Origin of the sequence: Erysipelothrix inopinata (genome assembly GCF_014396165.1) — a bacterium.
Taxonomy (GTDB): Bacteria; Bacillota_I; Bacilli_A; order Erysipelotrichales; family Erysipelotrichaceae; genus Erysipelothrix; species Erysipelothrix inopinata.
In genome coordinates, this window is the sequence record NZ_CP060715.1 from 1,884,383 (window position 1) to 1,898,956 (window position 14,574).

The 14,574-nt window shown below is 34.7% G+C and carries 18 protein-coding genes; 8 read left to right on the forward strand and 10 right to left on the reverse strand.

Translation table 11 applies throughout. The features are described from left to right. Positions 1–58 precede the first annotated feature (58 nt). Both rsmD and H9L01_RS09145 read right to left on the reverse strand, forming a co-directional pair. A complete protein-coding gene (rsmD, locus tag H9L01_RS09140) occupies positions 59–601 on the reverse strand; it encodes a 16S rRNA (guanine(966)-N(2))-methyltransferase RsmD (protein ID WP_187533650.1) in 543 nt (180 codons plus the stop codon). Next, a complete protein-coding gene (locus tag H9L01_RS09145) occupies positions 598–1,809 on the reverse strand; it encodes an FtsW/RodA/SpoVE family cell cycle protein (protein ID WP_187533651.1) in 1,212 nt (403 codons plus the stop codon). Before H9L01_RS09145 ends, rsmD begins: the two co-directional genes overlap by 4 nt. 144 nt (positions 1,810–1,953) lie before the next feature. Here H9L01_RS09145 and def point away from each other — a divergent pair, with 144 nt between their 5' ends. From def to H9L01_RS09175, 6 genes are all read left to right on the forward strand, one after another. Further along, positions 1,954–2,526, forward strand: coding sequence for a peptide deformylase (gene def, locus H9L01_RS09150; protein WP_187533652.1), 573 nt, complete (start codon positions 1,954–1,956; stop codon positions 2,524–2,526). Between the two features lie 8 nt (positions 2,527–2,534). After that, complete coding sequence (gene rnjA, locus H9L01_RS09155; protein ID WP_187533653.1) at positions 2,535–4,385, forward strand: ribonuclease J1; 1,851 nt, start codon at positions 2,535–2,537, stop codon at positions 4,383–4,385. Continuing rightward, positions 4,372–5,196: a metallophosphoesterase gene (locus H9L01_RS09160; RefSeq protein ID WP_187533654.1), complete on the forward strand. Its 825-nt coding sequence runs from the start codon at positions 4,372–4,374 to the stop codon at positions 5,194–5,196. Before rnjA ends, H9L01_RS09160 begins: the two co-directional genes overlap by 14 nt. Before the next feature lie 103 nt (positions 5,197–5,299). Next, a complete protein-coding gene (locus H9L01_RS09165; protein ID WP_187533655.1) occupies positions 5,300–5,650 on the forward strand; it encodes a PadR family transcriptional regulator in 351 nt (116 codons plus the stop codon). Beyond that, positions 5,625–5,936 (forward strand): hypothetical protein, encoded by a 312-nt coding sequence (locus H9L01_RS09170; RefSeq protein WP_187533656.1) that lies wholly within the window; start codon positions 5,625–5,627, stop codon positions 5,934–5,936. The genes H9L01_RS09165 and H9L01_RS09170 overlap by 26 nt, the downstream gene beginning before the upstream one ends. A gap of 12 nt (positions 5,937–5,948) precedes the next feature. Then, positions 5,949–6,284: a hypothetical protein gene (locus tag H9L01_RS09175; RefSeq protein ID WP_187533657.1), complete on the forward strand. Its 336-nt coding sequence runs from the start codon at positions 5,949–5,951 to the stop codon at positions 6,282–6,284. Positions 6,285–6,329: 45 nt separating this feature from the next. Here H9L01_RS09175 and H9L01_RS09180 read toward each other — a convergent pair whose 3' ends face one another. Then, on the reverse strand, positions 6,330–6,872 hold the full coding sequence (locus tag H9L01_RS09180; protein WP_187533658.1) for an NADPH-dependent FMN reductase: 543 nt from the start codon (positions 6,870–6,872) through the stop codon (positions 6,330–6,332). Then, positions 6,873–7,925 carry an LLM class flavin-dependent oxidoreductase gene (locus H9L01_RS09185; protein WP_187533659.1) on the reverse strand — a complete coding sequence of 351 codons (1,053 nt, stop codon included), beginning with the start codon at positions 7,923–7,925 and terminating at the stop codon, positions 6,873–6,875. 126 nt (positions 7,926–8,051) lie between these two features. Here H9L01_RS09185 and H9L01_RS09190 point away from each other — a divergent pair, with 126 nt between their 5' ends. Then, the gene (locus H9L01_RS09190) at positions 8,052–8,384 is read left to right on the forward strand and encodes a winged helix-turn-helix transcriptional regulator (RefSeq protein ID WP_187533660.1); all 333 of its coding nucleotides are present in this window, start codon (positions 8,052–8,054) and stop codon (positions 8,382–8,384) included. A gap of 45 nt (positions 8,385–8,429) precedes the next feature. On the opposite strand, the gene H9L01_RS09195 is transcribed toward H9L01_RS09190, so the two are convergent. Continuing rightward, a complete protein-coding gene (locus tag H9L01_RS09195; protein WP_187533661.1) occupies positions 8,430–8,798 on the reverse strand; it encodes a hypothetical protein in 369 nt (122 codons plus the stop codon). Positions 8,799–8,961: 163 nt separating this feature from the next. Between H9L01_RS09195 and H9L01_RS09200 the strand changes: the two genes are divergently transcribed. Then, on the forward strand, positions 8,962–9,915 hold the full coding sequence (locus H9L01_RS09200) for a choloylglycine hydrolase family protein (protein ID WP_187533662.1): 954 nt from the start codon (positions 8,962–8,964) through the stop codon (positions 9,913–9,915). Positions 9,916–9,922: 7 nt separating this feature from the next. Here H9L01_RS09200 and H9L01_RS09205 read toward each other — a convergent pair whose 3' ends face one another. The 5 genes from H9L01_RS09205 to H9L01_RS09225 form a co-directional block, all read right to left on the reverse strand. Next, positions 9,923–10,831 (reverse strand): hypothetical protein, encoded by a 909-nt coding sequence (locus tag H9L01_RS09205; RefSeq protein WP_187533663.1) that lies wholly within the window; start codon positions 10,829–10,831, stop codon positions 9,923–9,925. Next, a complete protein-coding gene (locus H9L01_RS09210) occupies positions 10,818–11,996 on the reverse strand; it encodes an ABC transporter permease (protein WP_187533664.1) in 1,179 nt (392 codons plus the stop codon). The genes H9L01_RS09205 and H9L01_RS09210 overlap by 14 nt, the downstream gene beginning before the upstream one ends. Continuing rightward, positions 11,980–12,663 carry an ABC transporter ATP-binding protein gene (locus tag H9L01_RS09215; RefSeq protein ID WP_187533665.1) on the reverse strand — a complete coding sequence of 228 codons (684 nt, stop codon included), beginning with the start codon at positions 12,661–12,663 and terminating at the stop codon, positions 11,980–11,982. The genes H9L01_RS09210 and H9L01_RS09215 overlap by 17 nt, the downstream gene beginning before the upstream one ends. 205 nt (positions 12,664–12,868) lie before the next feature. Next, positions 12,869–14,242 (reverse strand): dicarboxylate/amino acid:cation symporter, encoded by a 1,374-nt coding sequence (locus tag H9L01_RS09220; protein WP_187533666.1) that lies wholly within the window; start codon positions 14,240–14,242, stop codon positions 12,869–12,871. Between the two features lie 136 nt (positions 14,243–14,378). Further along, a complete protein-coding gene (locus H9L01_RS09225) occupies positions 14,379–14,555 on the reverse strand; it encodes a hypothetical protein (protein ID WP_187533667.1) in 177 nt (58 codons plus the stop codon). Between the last annotated feature and the right edge of the window lie 19 nt (positions 14,556–14,574).

The following is a 14,574-nucleotide window of genomic DNA, read 5'->3' on the forward strand; positions in this document are numbered from 1 at the left end:
CTTATGTCACGTTCTTTTCAAGTGTATCATATCTTTAATACAATATAAACAAAAAGGGTTACCCCTTTTCATAATATCTTACAACTGTTTTACTATATTTTTTTAAATTAACACAACCAAATCCTGAGATTTTTTCTGGAAGATCATATCTTAAATCTGTTTCAACGATTATAAGCCCCGACTCTTCGACAATTTGATTATCTATAATCATCTTAATGATTGTCTCTGTATGTTCATATGCATACGGAGGGTCGATAAAGATATAATCAAATGTTTGTGGTAATTGTTCAAGTATTTTTAGACTGTCTCCTTTAATAAGTTGACAGTTTTCATTTTCATTGAAAGCATCTATATTTTTTTGAATCATCTTTGAAGCGCGAATATCTTTTTCAAGAATGGTTACGCGTTTCATACCGCGACTTAAAGCTTCGAGTGACATTGCCCCACTTCCTCCAAAAACATCGAGAAAGGTTTCATCATTAAAGTAGGGTCCAATTTTACTAAAAATTGCTGCACGAACTTTGTCAGATGTAGGACGCGTTGTCATTCCTTTTAAAGTTTCAATATTTCGTGATCCGTATTTTCCGGCAATTACTCTCATTGTTGTACCACCTTTTTTTGTTTAGCAAGTGTTTGTTCACGATGGTATCGTGCAATTACATTTTGAACCAATCCAATCGCAATCATTATTGCAAGACGACTGGATCCTCCAGATGAGATGAAAAGTAACGGAACACCTGTTAACGGAATAAAGGCTGATAAACCACCCACATTAAAGAAGAAGTGAATCATGATATACGCCGCGGTACCCACGAGTATAATTTTATCTTTTTCGCTTTTGACTTTGAATGCATATTTAAACATATTATAGATTAGGATACCGTAGCCAACAATGATAATTCCAAATCCAACAATCCCTAATTCTTCAATTACGATGGCTAAGATGAAGTCAGTGTTTGCTTCTGGAATATAGCCGTATTTCATCAAACTATTACCATATCCTAAACCAAACCAACCCCCTTTAGTCATTGATACAAGACCATAAAAGATTTGCATACTATTACCATAAATATCGTGAAGTGGATCCGCACTTGTTTGAAAACGCGCTAGCATATAAGGCTTCCCAATCTTCGTAAAGATACTTTCAATCATTTTAAACCCAAAGGGTGTATCGATAAAGAACAGGAATGCGAATGCGAAGAGAAGCAATCCAAACATCCATTTTTGCGTCTTCGTAAGTTTTGAATTCGATGGAACGAGAATACAGAGATAACCAATCCCCAAGATTACAACCGCTGACCCCAAATCAGACTGCAAGACTGTAATAACCCCTACAGCAAATAGAATAAATAAGACTGGAACCATTAAGAGTTGCCACCACTTCTTATCTCTTTCCCCTCGCTTATCACCTAACGTATAAGCAACAGTCAGAATAACAATAATCTTCGTGAACTCACTCGGTTGAATCGTCATAAACGGAAGTTGAATCCATGCTTTTGCACCATTAACTCCTGAGAAGGCCAGTGGAACAAAGAGCATAACCGCTGTAATTCCTAATATAAAATAGAAATATTTACCAAATAACTTCATTGAAAAGTTACGAGCAACGAAAACCATTAAGATATAAGATATTATTACAAAGATAAATTCTTTGATTCCCGCTATCATTAAAGATTGAGTGGTTGATGTTGTACTCATACTTGCTGAAATAATCATTACCACACCAAAAAGATTCAATGCAAGAATCGTTGCATGAATTAATTTACTATAACCTGTCGGCATTTTTAAAGAAATCTTATTTTTTTTCATAGCCATATAATACCATAAAAATGGCGAAAGACTTCCAAAAAAGTCAGAAATGCGTTAATATACTATAAAGAGTTTGTTTTACATCTTTGTAAATAATATCTCATAATATATTTTTTTAATGTTTATTAGAAATAGAGGCAACCTATGAATAGAATCACTATGGACAATATTGTCCAAGACCCAAACCCTGTTCTGCGTCAAAAAGCAGAGTGGGTATCTTTTCCTTTGCAATCTGATGATATTGAAGCTATTGAAGCTATGATTCAATATGTTAACGATTCAAGGGACGACGAATTGGCTGAAAAGTACAATTTACAACCTGCCAATGGTATTGCAGCACCACAAATCGGTATTTCAAAACAAATGACAGTCGTTGTTGTGGAAGTTCCAACCAAAGATGGTGGCGTTACTGAAGTGTCTTATGCACTTATTAATCCGAAAATCGTGTCACATGCTGTGAAGCAAGCAGCGTTATCATATGGCGAAGGATGTTTATCCATTAGTGAAGAACACCCTGGCCTTGTTCGTCGTGCACAACGCATCACGATCGAAGCTTACGATTATATTACAAAAAAAGATGTGCGAATTGTCGCTAAAGACATGCTCGCAATAGTATTACAACATGAAATAGACCATTTAAACGGCGTACTCTTTTATGATCACATCGATCAAAATAATCTCTGGGTAGCTGAAGAGGGTCTTAAAATTATAGAATAGGAGTCATTATGACAGAAACTAATTTTAAAATAAAAAAATCTGATACCCTCGTCTATGCACTTGGGGGTCTCAATGAAGTCGGGAAAAATATGTACTGTATTGAAAACGACGATGAAATCATCATTATCGATGCAGGTGTTATGTTCCCAGAAGATGATTTATTGGGTGTTGACTATGTAATCCCCGATTTTTCACATCTCATTGCTAATCAAAAGAAAATTAAAGCATTAATTATTACTCACGGTCACGAAGACCATATAGGAGGCATCCCCTTCTTATTACAACGTGTAAATATTCCTAACATTTATGCACCTAAATTTGCGAAAGCTCAAATTGAAAGAAAACTTGAGGAACGCAAGATCCGTACAAAACATAAAATCATCGAAATTAACGCAGATTCAACAGTTAAAACAAAACATTTCGTGATTGGGTTCTTTAACGTTGTGCACTCGATTCCTGATGCACTCGGCGTTTTAGTCAATACACCAAACGGACGTATCGTATCGACAGGTGACTTTAAATTTGACTTGACACCAGTTGGTGAAAATCCAAGTTACCAAATTATGTCCTATATGGGAGAAATCGGTGTAACACTTCTCATGAGCGATTCAACAAATGCTCAAGTAAGTGGCTTTTCCATTAGTGAACGTGATGTTGCTAAAGAAATCAACCGTATCTTTAAAAAAGCAGATGGACGCATTATCATTGCGACATTCGCTTCAAACGTCTATCGTGTTCAACAAATTATCGAAGCAGCGATTGCATCCGATCGCAAAATCGCAATTTTTGGACGTTCAATGGAAAACGTTGTTGGAATTGCTCGTAAACTCGGACATATTGAAGCTTCCGATAAAAACTTCGTGAATGCCCATCAATTAAGCAAACTCCCTGCTGAAAAAGCTTGTATTATCTGTACAGGTAGCCAAGGAGAACCTCTTGCTGCGTTGAGTCGAATTGCAAATGGAACTCACCGTCAAATTAATATTATGCCTGGCGATACTGTGGTCTTCTCATCCAGTCCAATCCCTGGGAACGCAACAAGCGTATCTCATGTTGTAAACCAATTGACACGAGCAGGTGCTAAAGTTCTTACAAACTCACCACTTAACTCACTTCATACAACAGGTCATGCTTCTAAAGATGAACAAACACTGATGTTGCAATTGATTAAACCAAAGTACTTTATGCCAATGCACGGTGAGTACAAGATGTTGAAAACTCACAAACAAACTGCTATTGAAACTGGAGTTCCTGAGGAAAATGTGTTTGTATGTTCAAACGGTGATGTTATCGCACTTCGAAACGAGAAAGCATATCAAACCGACTTGAGACTTCAAGCAGACGACATCTATGTTGATGGTAATGATCAAACAGGCCTCTCAACTGCAGTTATTAAAGACCGTAAAATTTTATCTGATAGTGGCCTTGTCTCAGTTGTCGTAACCATCGACTCTCGTCAAAATAAGATTCTATGTAAACCAAGTATTGTAAGCCGTGGGTTTGTCTTTATTAAAGAAAACCAAACACTTCTAAAAGAAGCTGAACAAGTCGTTTACGATGCACTTAAGAAAAAAATGCAAAAGAAAGTTACTTTCGGAGAAATTAAAAACACAATCCGCGGCTCTCTTGAACCATTCTTATACAAACACACACAAAGAAATCCCCTTGTTATTCCAGTTATCTTAAACCAAAGAAGTGATACACCGCTTCCAAAAGTTAATGAAAAACCTCAAAAACAAAACAAGCCAAAAACAAAACCAAAACAAAATAAAACTAAAGATGCAGCTGAGCAAAAACCTAAGGCTAATAAACCAAAACAGCCGAAGAAAAAAGCTCCAAAAGTAAATGAAGAAGCATAAACGTCGCATTATCTTTGTCTTGGTTCTGGCTTTAATATCAACCTATCTGTTTTTTGAGATGACTCAGTTTGCCCCGAATCGATATAAATTAAGAATCGAAACGGTTCAATCCGAAAAAATACCCGAACAATTTAATAATGTCTCAATTGCTTTCTTTTCAGATATTTATGGTGATACTGAACATTTGAAACAAGCCATTGAATCAATCAATGATTTCAATCCCGATATTATTATTTTTAATGGGAATCTCTTCGATACGATTCCTACTGAAGAGCAAGGAAATGAGTATACTGCATTATTCAAATCAATGAAGTCTAAACTAGGAAAATTTGCAGTCCTTGGTAATAAGGACTATGAACTTTCATTTGAGACTTCACAAAACATCCTTAATAAAGCTGATTTTAGAGTCTTGAGCAATCAAGCTCTGACCATTCATAATGGTGATGACGCTCGAATTAAGCTAACGGGTTTAGATTCAAACACTCTTAATAAAGAAAGTTTAGATTCCATCTTAACCGAAGATGACTCTGAGCTATTCGATATTGTGTTTGCTCATAACCCCGATATTATTGATAGCCTTTCCAGTAACTATATTGATTTATTTCTTGCTGGAAAATCGTTGGGTGGACGTGTTGTAATTCCGTTTGTTGGACCTATTTTGGATTCACCAAAGCACTACAAACGAATCTCTAAAGTCAATGACACCCCACTCATTATTACTTCAGGACTTGGACTTGATGATCCAGAACTCAGACTATTCTCTAATCCTGAAACTGTTATCGTTGTCTTAAAATCCGGCAATAAAAACTAAAAAGAATCAGTACCGCAATAATGCGCTACTGATTCTTTTTGTGAGGAAAAGATTGACTTCACTATATACATCGTAATACAATGTATATAGTAAGGAGATGTATATGATAGATAAAGAAATGCTCAAAGGAATTATGAAAATACTGGTTCTAAAAGTAATTAGCCTTGAAGATACTTATGGATACGACTTAATAAAGACATTAAAAATGTTGAGTCATGATCTTATCGATATCAAAGAAGGAACTCTCTATCCGATACTCCATAATTTTGAAGCTCAAAAAGATATTCGAAGTTATTGGATAGAAAGTGATAAAGGTCGCAAGCGCAAGTATTATTCAATAACCGACAAAGGATTGCAAACACTCACCGAACTAACATCGCAATGGCAGCTGTTAGAAGAAGCCACTCACTTAATATTGGAGGGAAATCATGGAACCGTTAAGAAAAATAGCTAAAGATGCTACTAAAAATATTGATGATGTTTTTGAACGTAAGCAAGCGGAAACCGAAATCTATACTTCCCTTATGGACGCCTACGATCACGAAATGCTACAACAGAACAATTCCGAGAAGGCAATCCAGACAGTCGTTGATAATTTTGGCTACGAAGATCAAATGAGTGATGAATTAAAACAAGCACACTTGAGAAAACTCGGCTTAAAACAAATTCTATACCTTTGTTCAGCAACATTAGTCTTCTTCATTCTGTTATATTTACTTGTTTTTTGGCTGTTTAGCTAAGGAGGATTTAAAATGATTAAAAAATACTTATTCTGCCTTTCCGTTTATCTTCTAGTGTTTTTAGGCCTTGCTTCTTTCATTCTAAACAAAGTAGAGAGTGGTTTTGGGGTCATCATCATGAGTCTCATTATCTCTAATAGTTTAGCTGTGTTAATTGTAAGTATGTTTATGTCTTATCGATATGGATTTGATTATATCCACACCATTCTTATGTCCTTGATTTATTTAATCTCAGTCTATGTTGTCTTTAATGAATCTGCTTTGTTTTACCTCCCCTTCTACCTCCTCATTGACTTCGTTGGCTTCGGGATAGGACGACTCATAAGAAACACACGTCAACCATCATAAAAAACTGTAAAGTGAGGAAAATTTCCTTATTTACAGTTTTTTTGTTTAAAAATCGTATTTTAGCGCATTTTCATTTTCAATACTTATAACGCGTTGCTCCAAATCTCGTGCAAGTGTTTTTAATCTAAAGTGAACATCATCTTCTACGATTGTATCTTTGTAGAAGTCTCTCCCCTCAAGAAAGACGTACTTCTCAATCGTAGATGCTTTCATATAATTCAAGATTGGTTTCAATTGATATTCAGCTACTAAATAATGACGTGGAGACCCCGCGGTTACAACCATACCAATCGGTTTGTCCTTAATCGAATCAATGGGGAGCAAATCAAAGATATTCTTCAGCGCTCCGGGAATCGATGATTGATATACCGGAGTTCCCACAACAATACCATCTGCTTCAAATATCATTTCTATAATTCTCTTGGTATCACCTTCATAGTCTCGAAAATCACGACCATCAGCAAAATCTAAAGTTAGCTCACTCAAATCCACAATCTGATACTCAACAGAATCTGAGAATGCGATATTATTCAGTGCTATCTTTGTCTTTGATCCAAATACTGATCCAACAATTCCGAGTATTTTCATTTATACTTCCTCCTTTTCTTGACGTATTCTTATTTCTTCACGTACTCGAGGAGCTATCACTTTACCAATGACTTCAATGTTATATTTCACTTGTTCCCATGGCATACCACCCAAATCAAGTTGAAGCATAATACGATCATTTTTATAGATATCATATTGGTACAAGATTTTTTCAATGATTGTTTCAGGTTCTCCGACAAGAATCACATTACGAACATCGAGAGCATCAACGTAAGCCTCACGATTAAAGCCACGTCCATTTGCATTTTTAAAGGTATGATCAATATATTTGTAAAAGTTTTTAAATGCTTCCTGGTCAGTAGGCGCAGTATGAAAGAGGTTCGTAACCCCTACTTTCATGGCATCTGTATAGGAGTGATGAAGTCGGAAGTTTTCTCGATAAGTTTTTACAGAATGATTAAACAAGGTTGCAGGACCCGCAAGCGTTGCAAGCATCATAGGAACACCTTGTCTACCAGCAAGTACTGCGCTGTAAGGAGGACCCCCTACTGCTCTCCAAATTGGAAGTGACCCTTGATGAGGCTTTGGATATAATACCGCTTCATTTAACGGTGCTCGAAAGTGGCCACGCCAAGATATAGGTTGTTTTTTATTCAATTCGAGGAGTAGTTCGAATTTTTCTTCAAACAATGCCTCATAGTCTCTAACGTTATAACCTAAGAGCTCAAAGAGACCTATTCTTGACGCTCTTCCGCCAACAATTTCTGCACGTCCATTCGACATCAAATCAATTGTTGAAAAATTCTCATAAATTCGAACCGGATCGGAAGTAGACACAATCGTTGCGGAACTCGATATTTTAATATTCTTAGTTTCTCGCGCAATGCCTCCTAGAATTACCGCATGCGCTTGAGATATAAAATGTTCTTGATGGGATTCTCCGAGTGCAAAAACATCAAGACCCAATTCATCTGCTAATTTCGCAGCCTGAATTATTTCTTCAATACGTTGTTGTTCTGATACTTTAATATTTGTGTTTGGATCGGATAGATAATCACCAAGTGAATAAATTCCAATTTCAAAGTTAGCCATAAGGGATAACCACCTTTCTTATGACTTAATTATGATATAATTAAACAACATTGAGAAGTAGGCACTTAATTGTAACCAAGTATCTAATTTGATACTAATGAGTTGTGATGGGATAAAGAGGTACCAATGAAAAAAGTAGAAAATGTTGTATTTTGTAAAGTTGATGACGCACTATCAATTTTGAGCGGAAAATGGAAGGCATCAATACTTTTAACCCTGATATATCAGGGTCCGATGCGCTATGGCGAATTGAAAAGAGCACTGCCAAACATTACTCCAAAGATGTTATCAAGTCAGCTCAAAGAGCTGGAAGACGAAGGTCTTATTCTTCGTGAAGAATTCGCCGAGATTCCTCCCAAAGTAATCTATTCAATGACTGACTATGGTATGTCAATTGAACCCATTCTTTCGCAATTACACGACTGGGGTATAAACCACATCACTAGAAATTCACAATAAAAAAATTTAGCTGACTCTCTTAATGGGAATCAGCTACATTTTTAATTATGATTCTTTTCCAAATACTGGATTGTTGTTTACCATGACAAAGTAAAGTTCTGGATTGGTTTCATCCCACTTAAAAATCATTTTACTAATATTAGGACGTTGGTTCTTACGGATTTCTTTAATGATTACTACTGTACGTTCGCCTTCTTCTTTAATTATTAAATTTTCTTGTTCTGAAACGTCGAATCCATAAGACTCAAAGGTTTCTGCAATATAGTCTTCTTTTGATTTTATTTTTGAAGTATCTTTCGAATCCGTCTCAACCACCACTGTATCTTTAACTTCATCCTTTGGTGTTTCGACTTGTTTTTGACATCCTGTTAATGCTAATAATATGACCAGGACTAACGGCAAGATTTGTTGCATAATATCTCCTTTCCACCAGCCCTGGACATAGAAACTATGATTCGACTGCGTTTATAGTTTAACATATACACATACAAATACAATCAATCGTCATATATTTGTAACGAGAATGATTGTAATTAAAATTATCTTTCGTTATATTGTAGTTAGGAGGTATTTAATTATGTGTACATCGATTACTTTAAACAGTCTTAACAACGATTATATTCTTGCAAGAAATATGGATTTCTCATTTGAACTCAATCCATTTATGGCATTTTTCCCACGTAATGCAGCTTTAACATATCATCAGGATTGCAAACCTGATACCAATCACTATGCATTCATGGGACTCAGTAAGAAACTTGATACCTATGTTTTAGCTGATGGAATTAATGAGCATGGCCTTGCGGGTGCTGCATTATACTATAAAGGTTACGCCCATTACGACATTACTCTGGCAAATCTTGGAACAGAAACTATCTATCCAGAACATGTCATCAGTTTTATGCTCGCAAAATGTCGAACCTTGGATGATGTTGAAAAGAGTTTTAAATCAATTCGTATCGAACCCCGCTCAATTCCTGGAATGAATATTGTTCCCCCTCTTCATTGGATATTTAGAGATAGTCTAGGGAATGATATGATTGTGGAACTCAACCAACATGAGATTTCAATTATTAAAGATACTCTAGGAGTCATGGCTAACAGCCCTGATTACAACTGGCACCTTACTCATACACGTCTCTTTACCGGCCTTACAACACATCAGAGTACAGATTCCACATTCAACAACACATTAGTCAAACCATTTGGTGGTGACGGTGCTATGGGTCTCCCAGGAGATTACACTTCTCCTTCCCGTTTTATAAGAGCCCTTTTCAACTTACAAAACAGTAAAGAAGAACAAACTGCAAACGAAACAATTATCCGGGCAATGCATATTCTTGGAACGGTGAACATCCCTAAAGGAATTATCGAAACTACAACGAAAGCAATTGACTATACTCAATATTCTACTTATATGGTTACCAATAATTTAACGTATGTTTACAGACTTTACAGTGATCTCATTCCAAGACACTACAACTTAAACGACTACGAATGGGATACTAATGAAATTAAAATTCTGGAATAATTAAGTATTAATTGTACTTAATATATATTTCCTTGTTGCTAATATTCGCTTTAACTTCATCTCCAATAATAATATTTTTATCAGTTATTAAAATCAAATCGTCATTCATGTAGTATAGCCCTTGATACTCATCATTTGATTCTTCTTCCAGAGAGAGTTGATATGTTTCTAAATCAAATCGAAATAAATGCGACTTTCCATTGGAAGTAATTATATATAAAGATCCATCCACTAATATTGATTTGCAGGAAAGAAAACTTAGGTTTTCTTTTTTTATAACTTCAGATCCACTCCTAATCACCAATTGATTCTCCCCTTGATTATTTATACTATAGATAAAAATTGAATCATCAATGTACATAGGATATATTTCTGAATATCCATTCATTTCATGGATCGAATGAACACCAAAGTTAGAATCAATTTCGAGCATTCGAGTGTAATTCTCCTCATCTTGATATTCAGCAATCAAAAGAGAATCTCCAACATAATTCCAACTTAAAAATCTTCCCTGCCGTTTTACACTATATGTACTATCAAATGCTTTACCATTAATCCTATATATCTTGACTTCGTAAGTATCTTCCAGTTGATTGATACTGTATACAATCTGATTACGCACCAAAACCCCCATCGTTCTATCGGATACTTGCTTCGATTCTTTTACACCATTTGATATGTAATTCATGATTCCATCATTATCAATATATACCGCTTCCGATGAATTCATATCAAATGTAATCCAGGTTTTTTTCTGTCCCGCAATACGACTAATCTTCTCAGTTTTTTCATTAAATAGGTGAACTTTGTTTCTAGTTAGAAACGGAATTTCGTATTTTTTTTCCGAACTTTCAATTCCACTACATCCAGCTAGTAGTAATATATAAAGAAAACACAAAAAACTATTCTTTTTCATACCTAAATACCTCTACAATATTTATTCTAGTTAATTTTGTGATTGTTTCTAATGCTGTGAATACAACAGTTCCCAAAACTGCGGTACCACTTAGCAAAATGTATCGAAACTTCATGTCGATTTGGATGTTATAGCCGATTTGTGGTAAAACTTTATTCAATATATATGTTATAAGTGCCGTTAATAATGATGAAATTATAAAAGCTAGAAATCCAACCATTAAGTACTCACCGAGTAATATCATCACAATTTCTTTTTTCGAGTATCCCGAAGTCTTTAATATTGCAACTTCTTTCGACTTTCTTTTAAACTGATTTTTTGAAGATGAACGGATGACTACGATTAAAACAATCATCAGTAACAATGTAATTACAGGCATTCCCCATCGAATAAGATTCGCAAGCATAGGTAGCTCTTCATTTGCTTTTAAACTGTGCCACGTTAAGAGATTCCCTAAAGACTCGATGCTATGAGCCACTTCGTTCACATGTTCTGTGTCATCTACGATAACCACAAGCTTCTCTCGACCAATTTCCAACTTTGCATACTCCGGTTCAGTAATCCCTAGTTGACTCATGACAATACTTTTCTGGGTATCTGGGGATACAAGTGCTACATTGTGATTCCACGATGATAAAGTAGGTTGATCATAGTAACTCTCAAGTTCTATCGGTATACTACCTCTATATCCTGAATTATCAGTTACTTTCACATTAAAAGATAAATCATATTTTTGTGCACCATTAAAAACATCCTCAAGTTCTCTGTTTAAAAATATTTTGCCATCATTCATCAGAACACTTTTGTTAAGGATTGCACTAACTGATTCACTATCAATTCCAAGAATAAAAATACTCTCTCCCGATTCTCCTTCTTCAATAGAAGCAATCGACAGATTGTTGTAGAAAGCTGAATCTACATATTCTAAATCTTTAATTTCTAGAAGTGTTTCTTCTGAAATTAAATTTTCATTAGAAAAAACTTCGATATATCTTAAGTTCATATTATTATCGACTACATCATTAGAAAATTTAAATATCGTATTATTAGAAGCTACTATCAAGGAAACTAAAGTGATTAGCAGGGCTTGCACAATCATAATTCTCTTCATATTAATCAATTTTTGAATGAATGTATTATATAGATATTTAAAACTTGTATTCATTTGGAACCAGTTTCCCTTCTTCTAATTTTAATGAAATATCAGCAAAATCTTTAACAGTTTTACTGTGAGTGACAATGATTACTAATTTACCTTGATCTGCAAGAGTTCTAAAAATATCTAGAATTATTTTTTCACTTTCTTCATCAACGTTTCCAGTGGGTTCATCAGCTAAAACTACTTTGGGATTTGATACCAATGCTCTTGCTATCGCCGTTCTTTGCTGCTCTCCACCAGAAAGTGTCATTGGATAATGACTTATGCGATTTTTCAAACCCAATTTAGACAACCAAAGTTTCGCTATTCTTTTTGCTTCATCTTTAGATATTGTTTCGTTAGTCCACAGTGGTATCAATACATTATCCAAACAGGTCATGTTATCAATCAATTGATACTCTTGAAAAATTGCTCCAATATTATTTTGACGAAATTTAGGTAACTCTTTATTTGGTATTTTATCTATGACAATAGAATCGTAACAAACATGGCCAGAACTTGGATTATCTAGCAAAGAAATTATATTCAAAAGTGTTGTTTTACCCACTCCTGATTTACCTACAATTGTATAAATTTTTCCACTTTCAAACAAATAATTAATATCATCCAACACCTGAATCTTCTCACTACTATGCAAAAATGTCTTTGTAACCTTTGACAATGAAATTTTCATTTGAACCCCTCCACTATTGATTCAGAATTATTCTATACCAATACTAATTTATAGTCTTTATAGAACAATAAAGGGTTCAAATAGTGTACTTCATGGTACGTTTGATTCACTTAGCGTTCATATCATTCTAATAATCCGCAAGATACTAATATCCTACATTTTCGTCGTGAAATAAAAAAACCGCTTTTTAGCGGTCCTTTAAAATTTAATTATTTTCAATTACAAGTTCATTTGATGTGCTGGTTTCAGAGTTATAAATATCTAAATCAAGAGCATCCATTTCTTTAGATACACACACTGCACTAACACCATCATCAATAACATTCACTGCTGTTACTAACATTTCTACTGGTCTGTTAATTGCAAGAATGAAACTGTATGCAGCAAGAGCTGGTTGGTTAACATATCCCATTCCACTGATAATTGTAAAGAGTAGAATTGCTCCTGATCCAGGTGCTGCAGGCGTACTAATAGAACCAACTACAGTTAGTAAGACAATTGAGATTAACTCCAATACCCCGACTTGGTATCCCGCAACAGATGCTATAAACAATGTTGCAATGATTTGCATGATTGCAGTTCCAGTCATGTTAATGGTTGATGCAAGTGGTACTACAAATGATGCTACTGATGAATCCACTCCAAGATCATTTATGATTGTTTCTTGAGCGAGCGGTAGTGTAGCTGCTGAAGATGATGTTGAGAAACCGAAGATTCCAACTTTATACATTTTTTTAATAAATGCGAATGGATTGAGTCCTGTTTTAATGTAAATGTATGTTGGAAAGACTACCAATACCGTAAAGAGTAAGGTAACTACTGTAACAACCATATAGATAAGTGCAGGTCTTAAGTAGTCCGTACCGTATGATGCAAGTGTTCTTACAAGTAAGCAGTAAATTGCGACGGGTCCAAGTTTTAAAATTACAAAGTCTAACAATTTCATGGTGATGAGGTAGATTTCATCTACCAGTTTCTTAATAACTTGAATTTGATCTCCAAGAATTTGAATGATTACCCCAACGACAAGCGCAAGAACTACCACCGCAATGATGTTTCCATTATTACCTAATGTTGCGACCACGTTGTTATTGAAAGCATTAAGGATAATCATTAGTGGATTGGTTGCATTAGTGACACCTTGAGCAATTTCAATTGAATCAAGATTTGCAATTTGGAACCAACCAAGATTGTAAACGGTAAATCCAACCCCGACTGCTACTAAGATTGAAAGTGATAGAATTACAATAAAGTTTCCAAAAGTCTTTTTTGCTAGTTTATTTAATACGCGTGTTTCTTCAATGTGTTGAATTGCACGAATAATTGATGTAAATATAAGTGGAATCAAAACGAGCTGTAATATTCTCATAAAGATTTGACCAACTATAAACATAATTCCAATTGCTGATTTATTTGCTTCTTGTGTTATGTCAGCAAAGAGAAGGTTATTGATACCTGTCCATATATTTGCATGGTTATTGGCAATGAGTCCTTCCCTCAAAAAAATCATTCCAATTCCAGTAATCATCCCTAAGATCAGTGTAATCATAATCTTGGATGTAAATGTATTTCGTTTCATGTGTCTTCCTCCCGACTTCAGACCAAAATGTTTTTTTACAATAAAAAAACTTATTGAATCAATAAGTCCGATAAGATATAGAAAAGATACCAAAATATAGTGTATTTTAATTTCTCTCCTTATAAACATCTCGTGCTTATTTAAAGGATTCGTATGTAGTATATCCTTTCACAACCATAATTTCAACTGTTTGACACATTTTTCCCGAAATTTTAGTAAATATTATTTTCATAGCATTTAAAGTAGTGTTAGAGAGTCTTCGATTACTCGCAATATCATATGTTAGATATATTTCTAATATAATGATTGACATACTTCGAACATTATTTTAT

Excerpts from the sequence above, each read along its gene's own strand:
- H9L01_RS09160 (WP_187533654.1), top strand. The coding sequence starts at position 4,372 with ATGAAGAAGCATAAACGTCGCATTATCTTTGTCTTGGTTCTGGCTTTA.
- H9L01_RS09205 (WP_187533663.1), bottom strand. The coding sequence starts at position 10,831 with ATGAAAAAGAATAGTTTTTTGTGTTTTCTTTATATATTACTACTAGCT.
- H9L01_RS09210 (WP_187533664.1), bottom strand. The coding sequence starts at position 11,996 with ATGAATACAAGTTTTAAATATCTATATAATACATTCATTCAAAAATTG.
- H9L01_RS09220 (WP_187533666.1), bottom strand. The coding sequence starts at position 14,242 with ATGAAACGAAATACATTTACATCCAAGATTATGATTACACTGATCTTA.
- H9L01_RS09215 (WP_187533665.1), bottom strand. The coding sequence starts at position 12,663 with ATGAAAATTTCATTGTCAAAGGTTACAAAGACATTTTTGCATAGTAGT.
- H9L01_RS09180 (WP_187533658.1), bottom strand. The coding sequence starts at position 6,872 with ATGAAAATACTCGGAATTGTTGGATCAGTATTTGGATCAAAGACAAAG.
- H9L01_RS09225 (WP_187533667.1), bottom strand. The coding sequence starts at position 14,555 with ATGTCAATCATTATATTAGAAATATATCTAACATATGATATTGCGAGT.
- H9L01_RS09195 (WP_187533661.1), bottom strand. The coding sequence starts at position 8,798 with ATGCAACAAATCTTGCCGTTAGTCCTGGTCATATTATTAGCATTAACA.
- H9L01_RS09145 (WP_187533651.1), bottom strand. The coding sequence starts at position 1,809 with ATGAAAAAAAATAAGATTTCTTTAAAAATGCCGACAGGTTATAGTAAA.
- def (WP_187533652.1), top strand. The coding sequence starts at position 1,954 with ATGAATAGAATCACTATGGACAATATTGTCCAAGACCCAAACCCTGTT.
- H9L01_RS09170 (WP_187533656.1), top strand. The coding sequence starts at position 5,625 with ATGGAACCGTTAAGAAAAATAGCTAAAGATGCTACTAAAAATATTGAT.
- H9L01_RS09200 (WP_187533662.1), top strand. The coding sequence starts at position 8,962 with ATGTGTACATCGATTACTTTAAACAGTCTTAACAACGATTATATTCTT.
- rsmD (WP_187533650.1), bottom strand. The coding sequence starts at position 601 with ATGAGAGTAATTGCCGGAAAATACGGATCACGAAATATTGAAACTTTA.
- H9L01_RS09185 (WP_187533659.1), bottom strand. The coding sequence starts at position 7,925 with ATGGCTAACTTTGAAATTGGAATTTATTCACTTGGTGATTATCTATCC.
- H9L01_RS09175 (WP_187533657.1), top strand. The coding sequence starts at position 5,949 with ATGATTAAAAAATACTTATTCTGCCTTTCCGTTTATCTTCTAGTGTTT.
- H9L01_RS09165 (WP_187533655.1), top strand. The coding sequence starts at position 5,300 with ATGATAGATAAAGAAATGCTCAAAGGAATTATGAAAATACTGGTTCTA.
- rnjA (WP_187533653.1), top strand. The coding sequence starts at position 2,535 with ATGACAGAAACTAATTTTAAAATAAAAAAATCTGATACCCTCGTCTAT.
- H9L01_RS09190 (WP_187533660.1), top strand. The coding sequence starts at position 8,052 with ATGAAAAAAGTAGAAAATGTTGTATTTTGTAAAGTTGATGACGCACTA.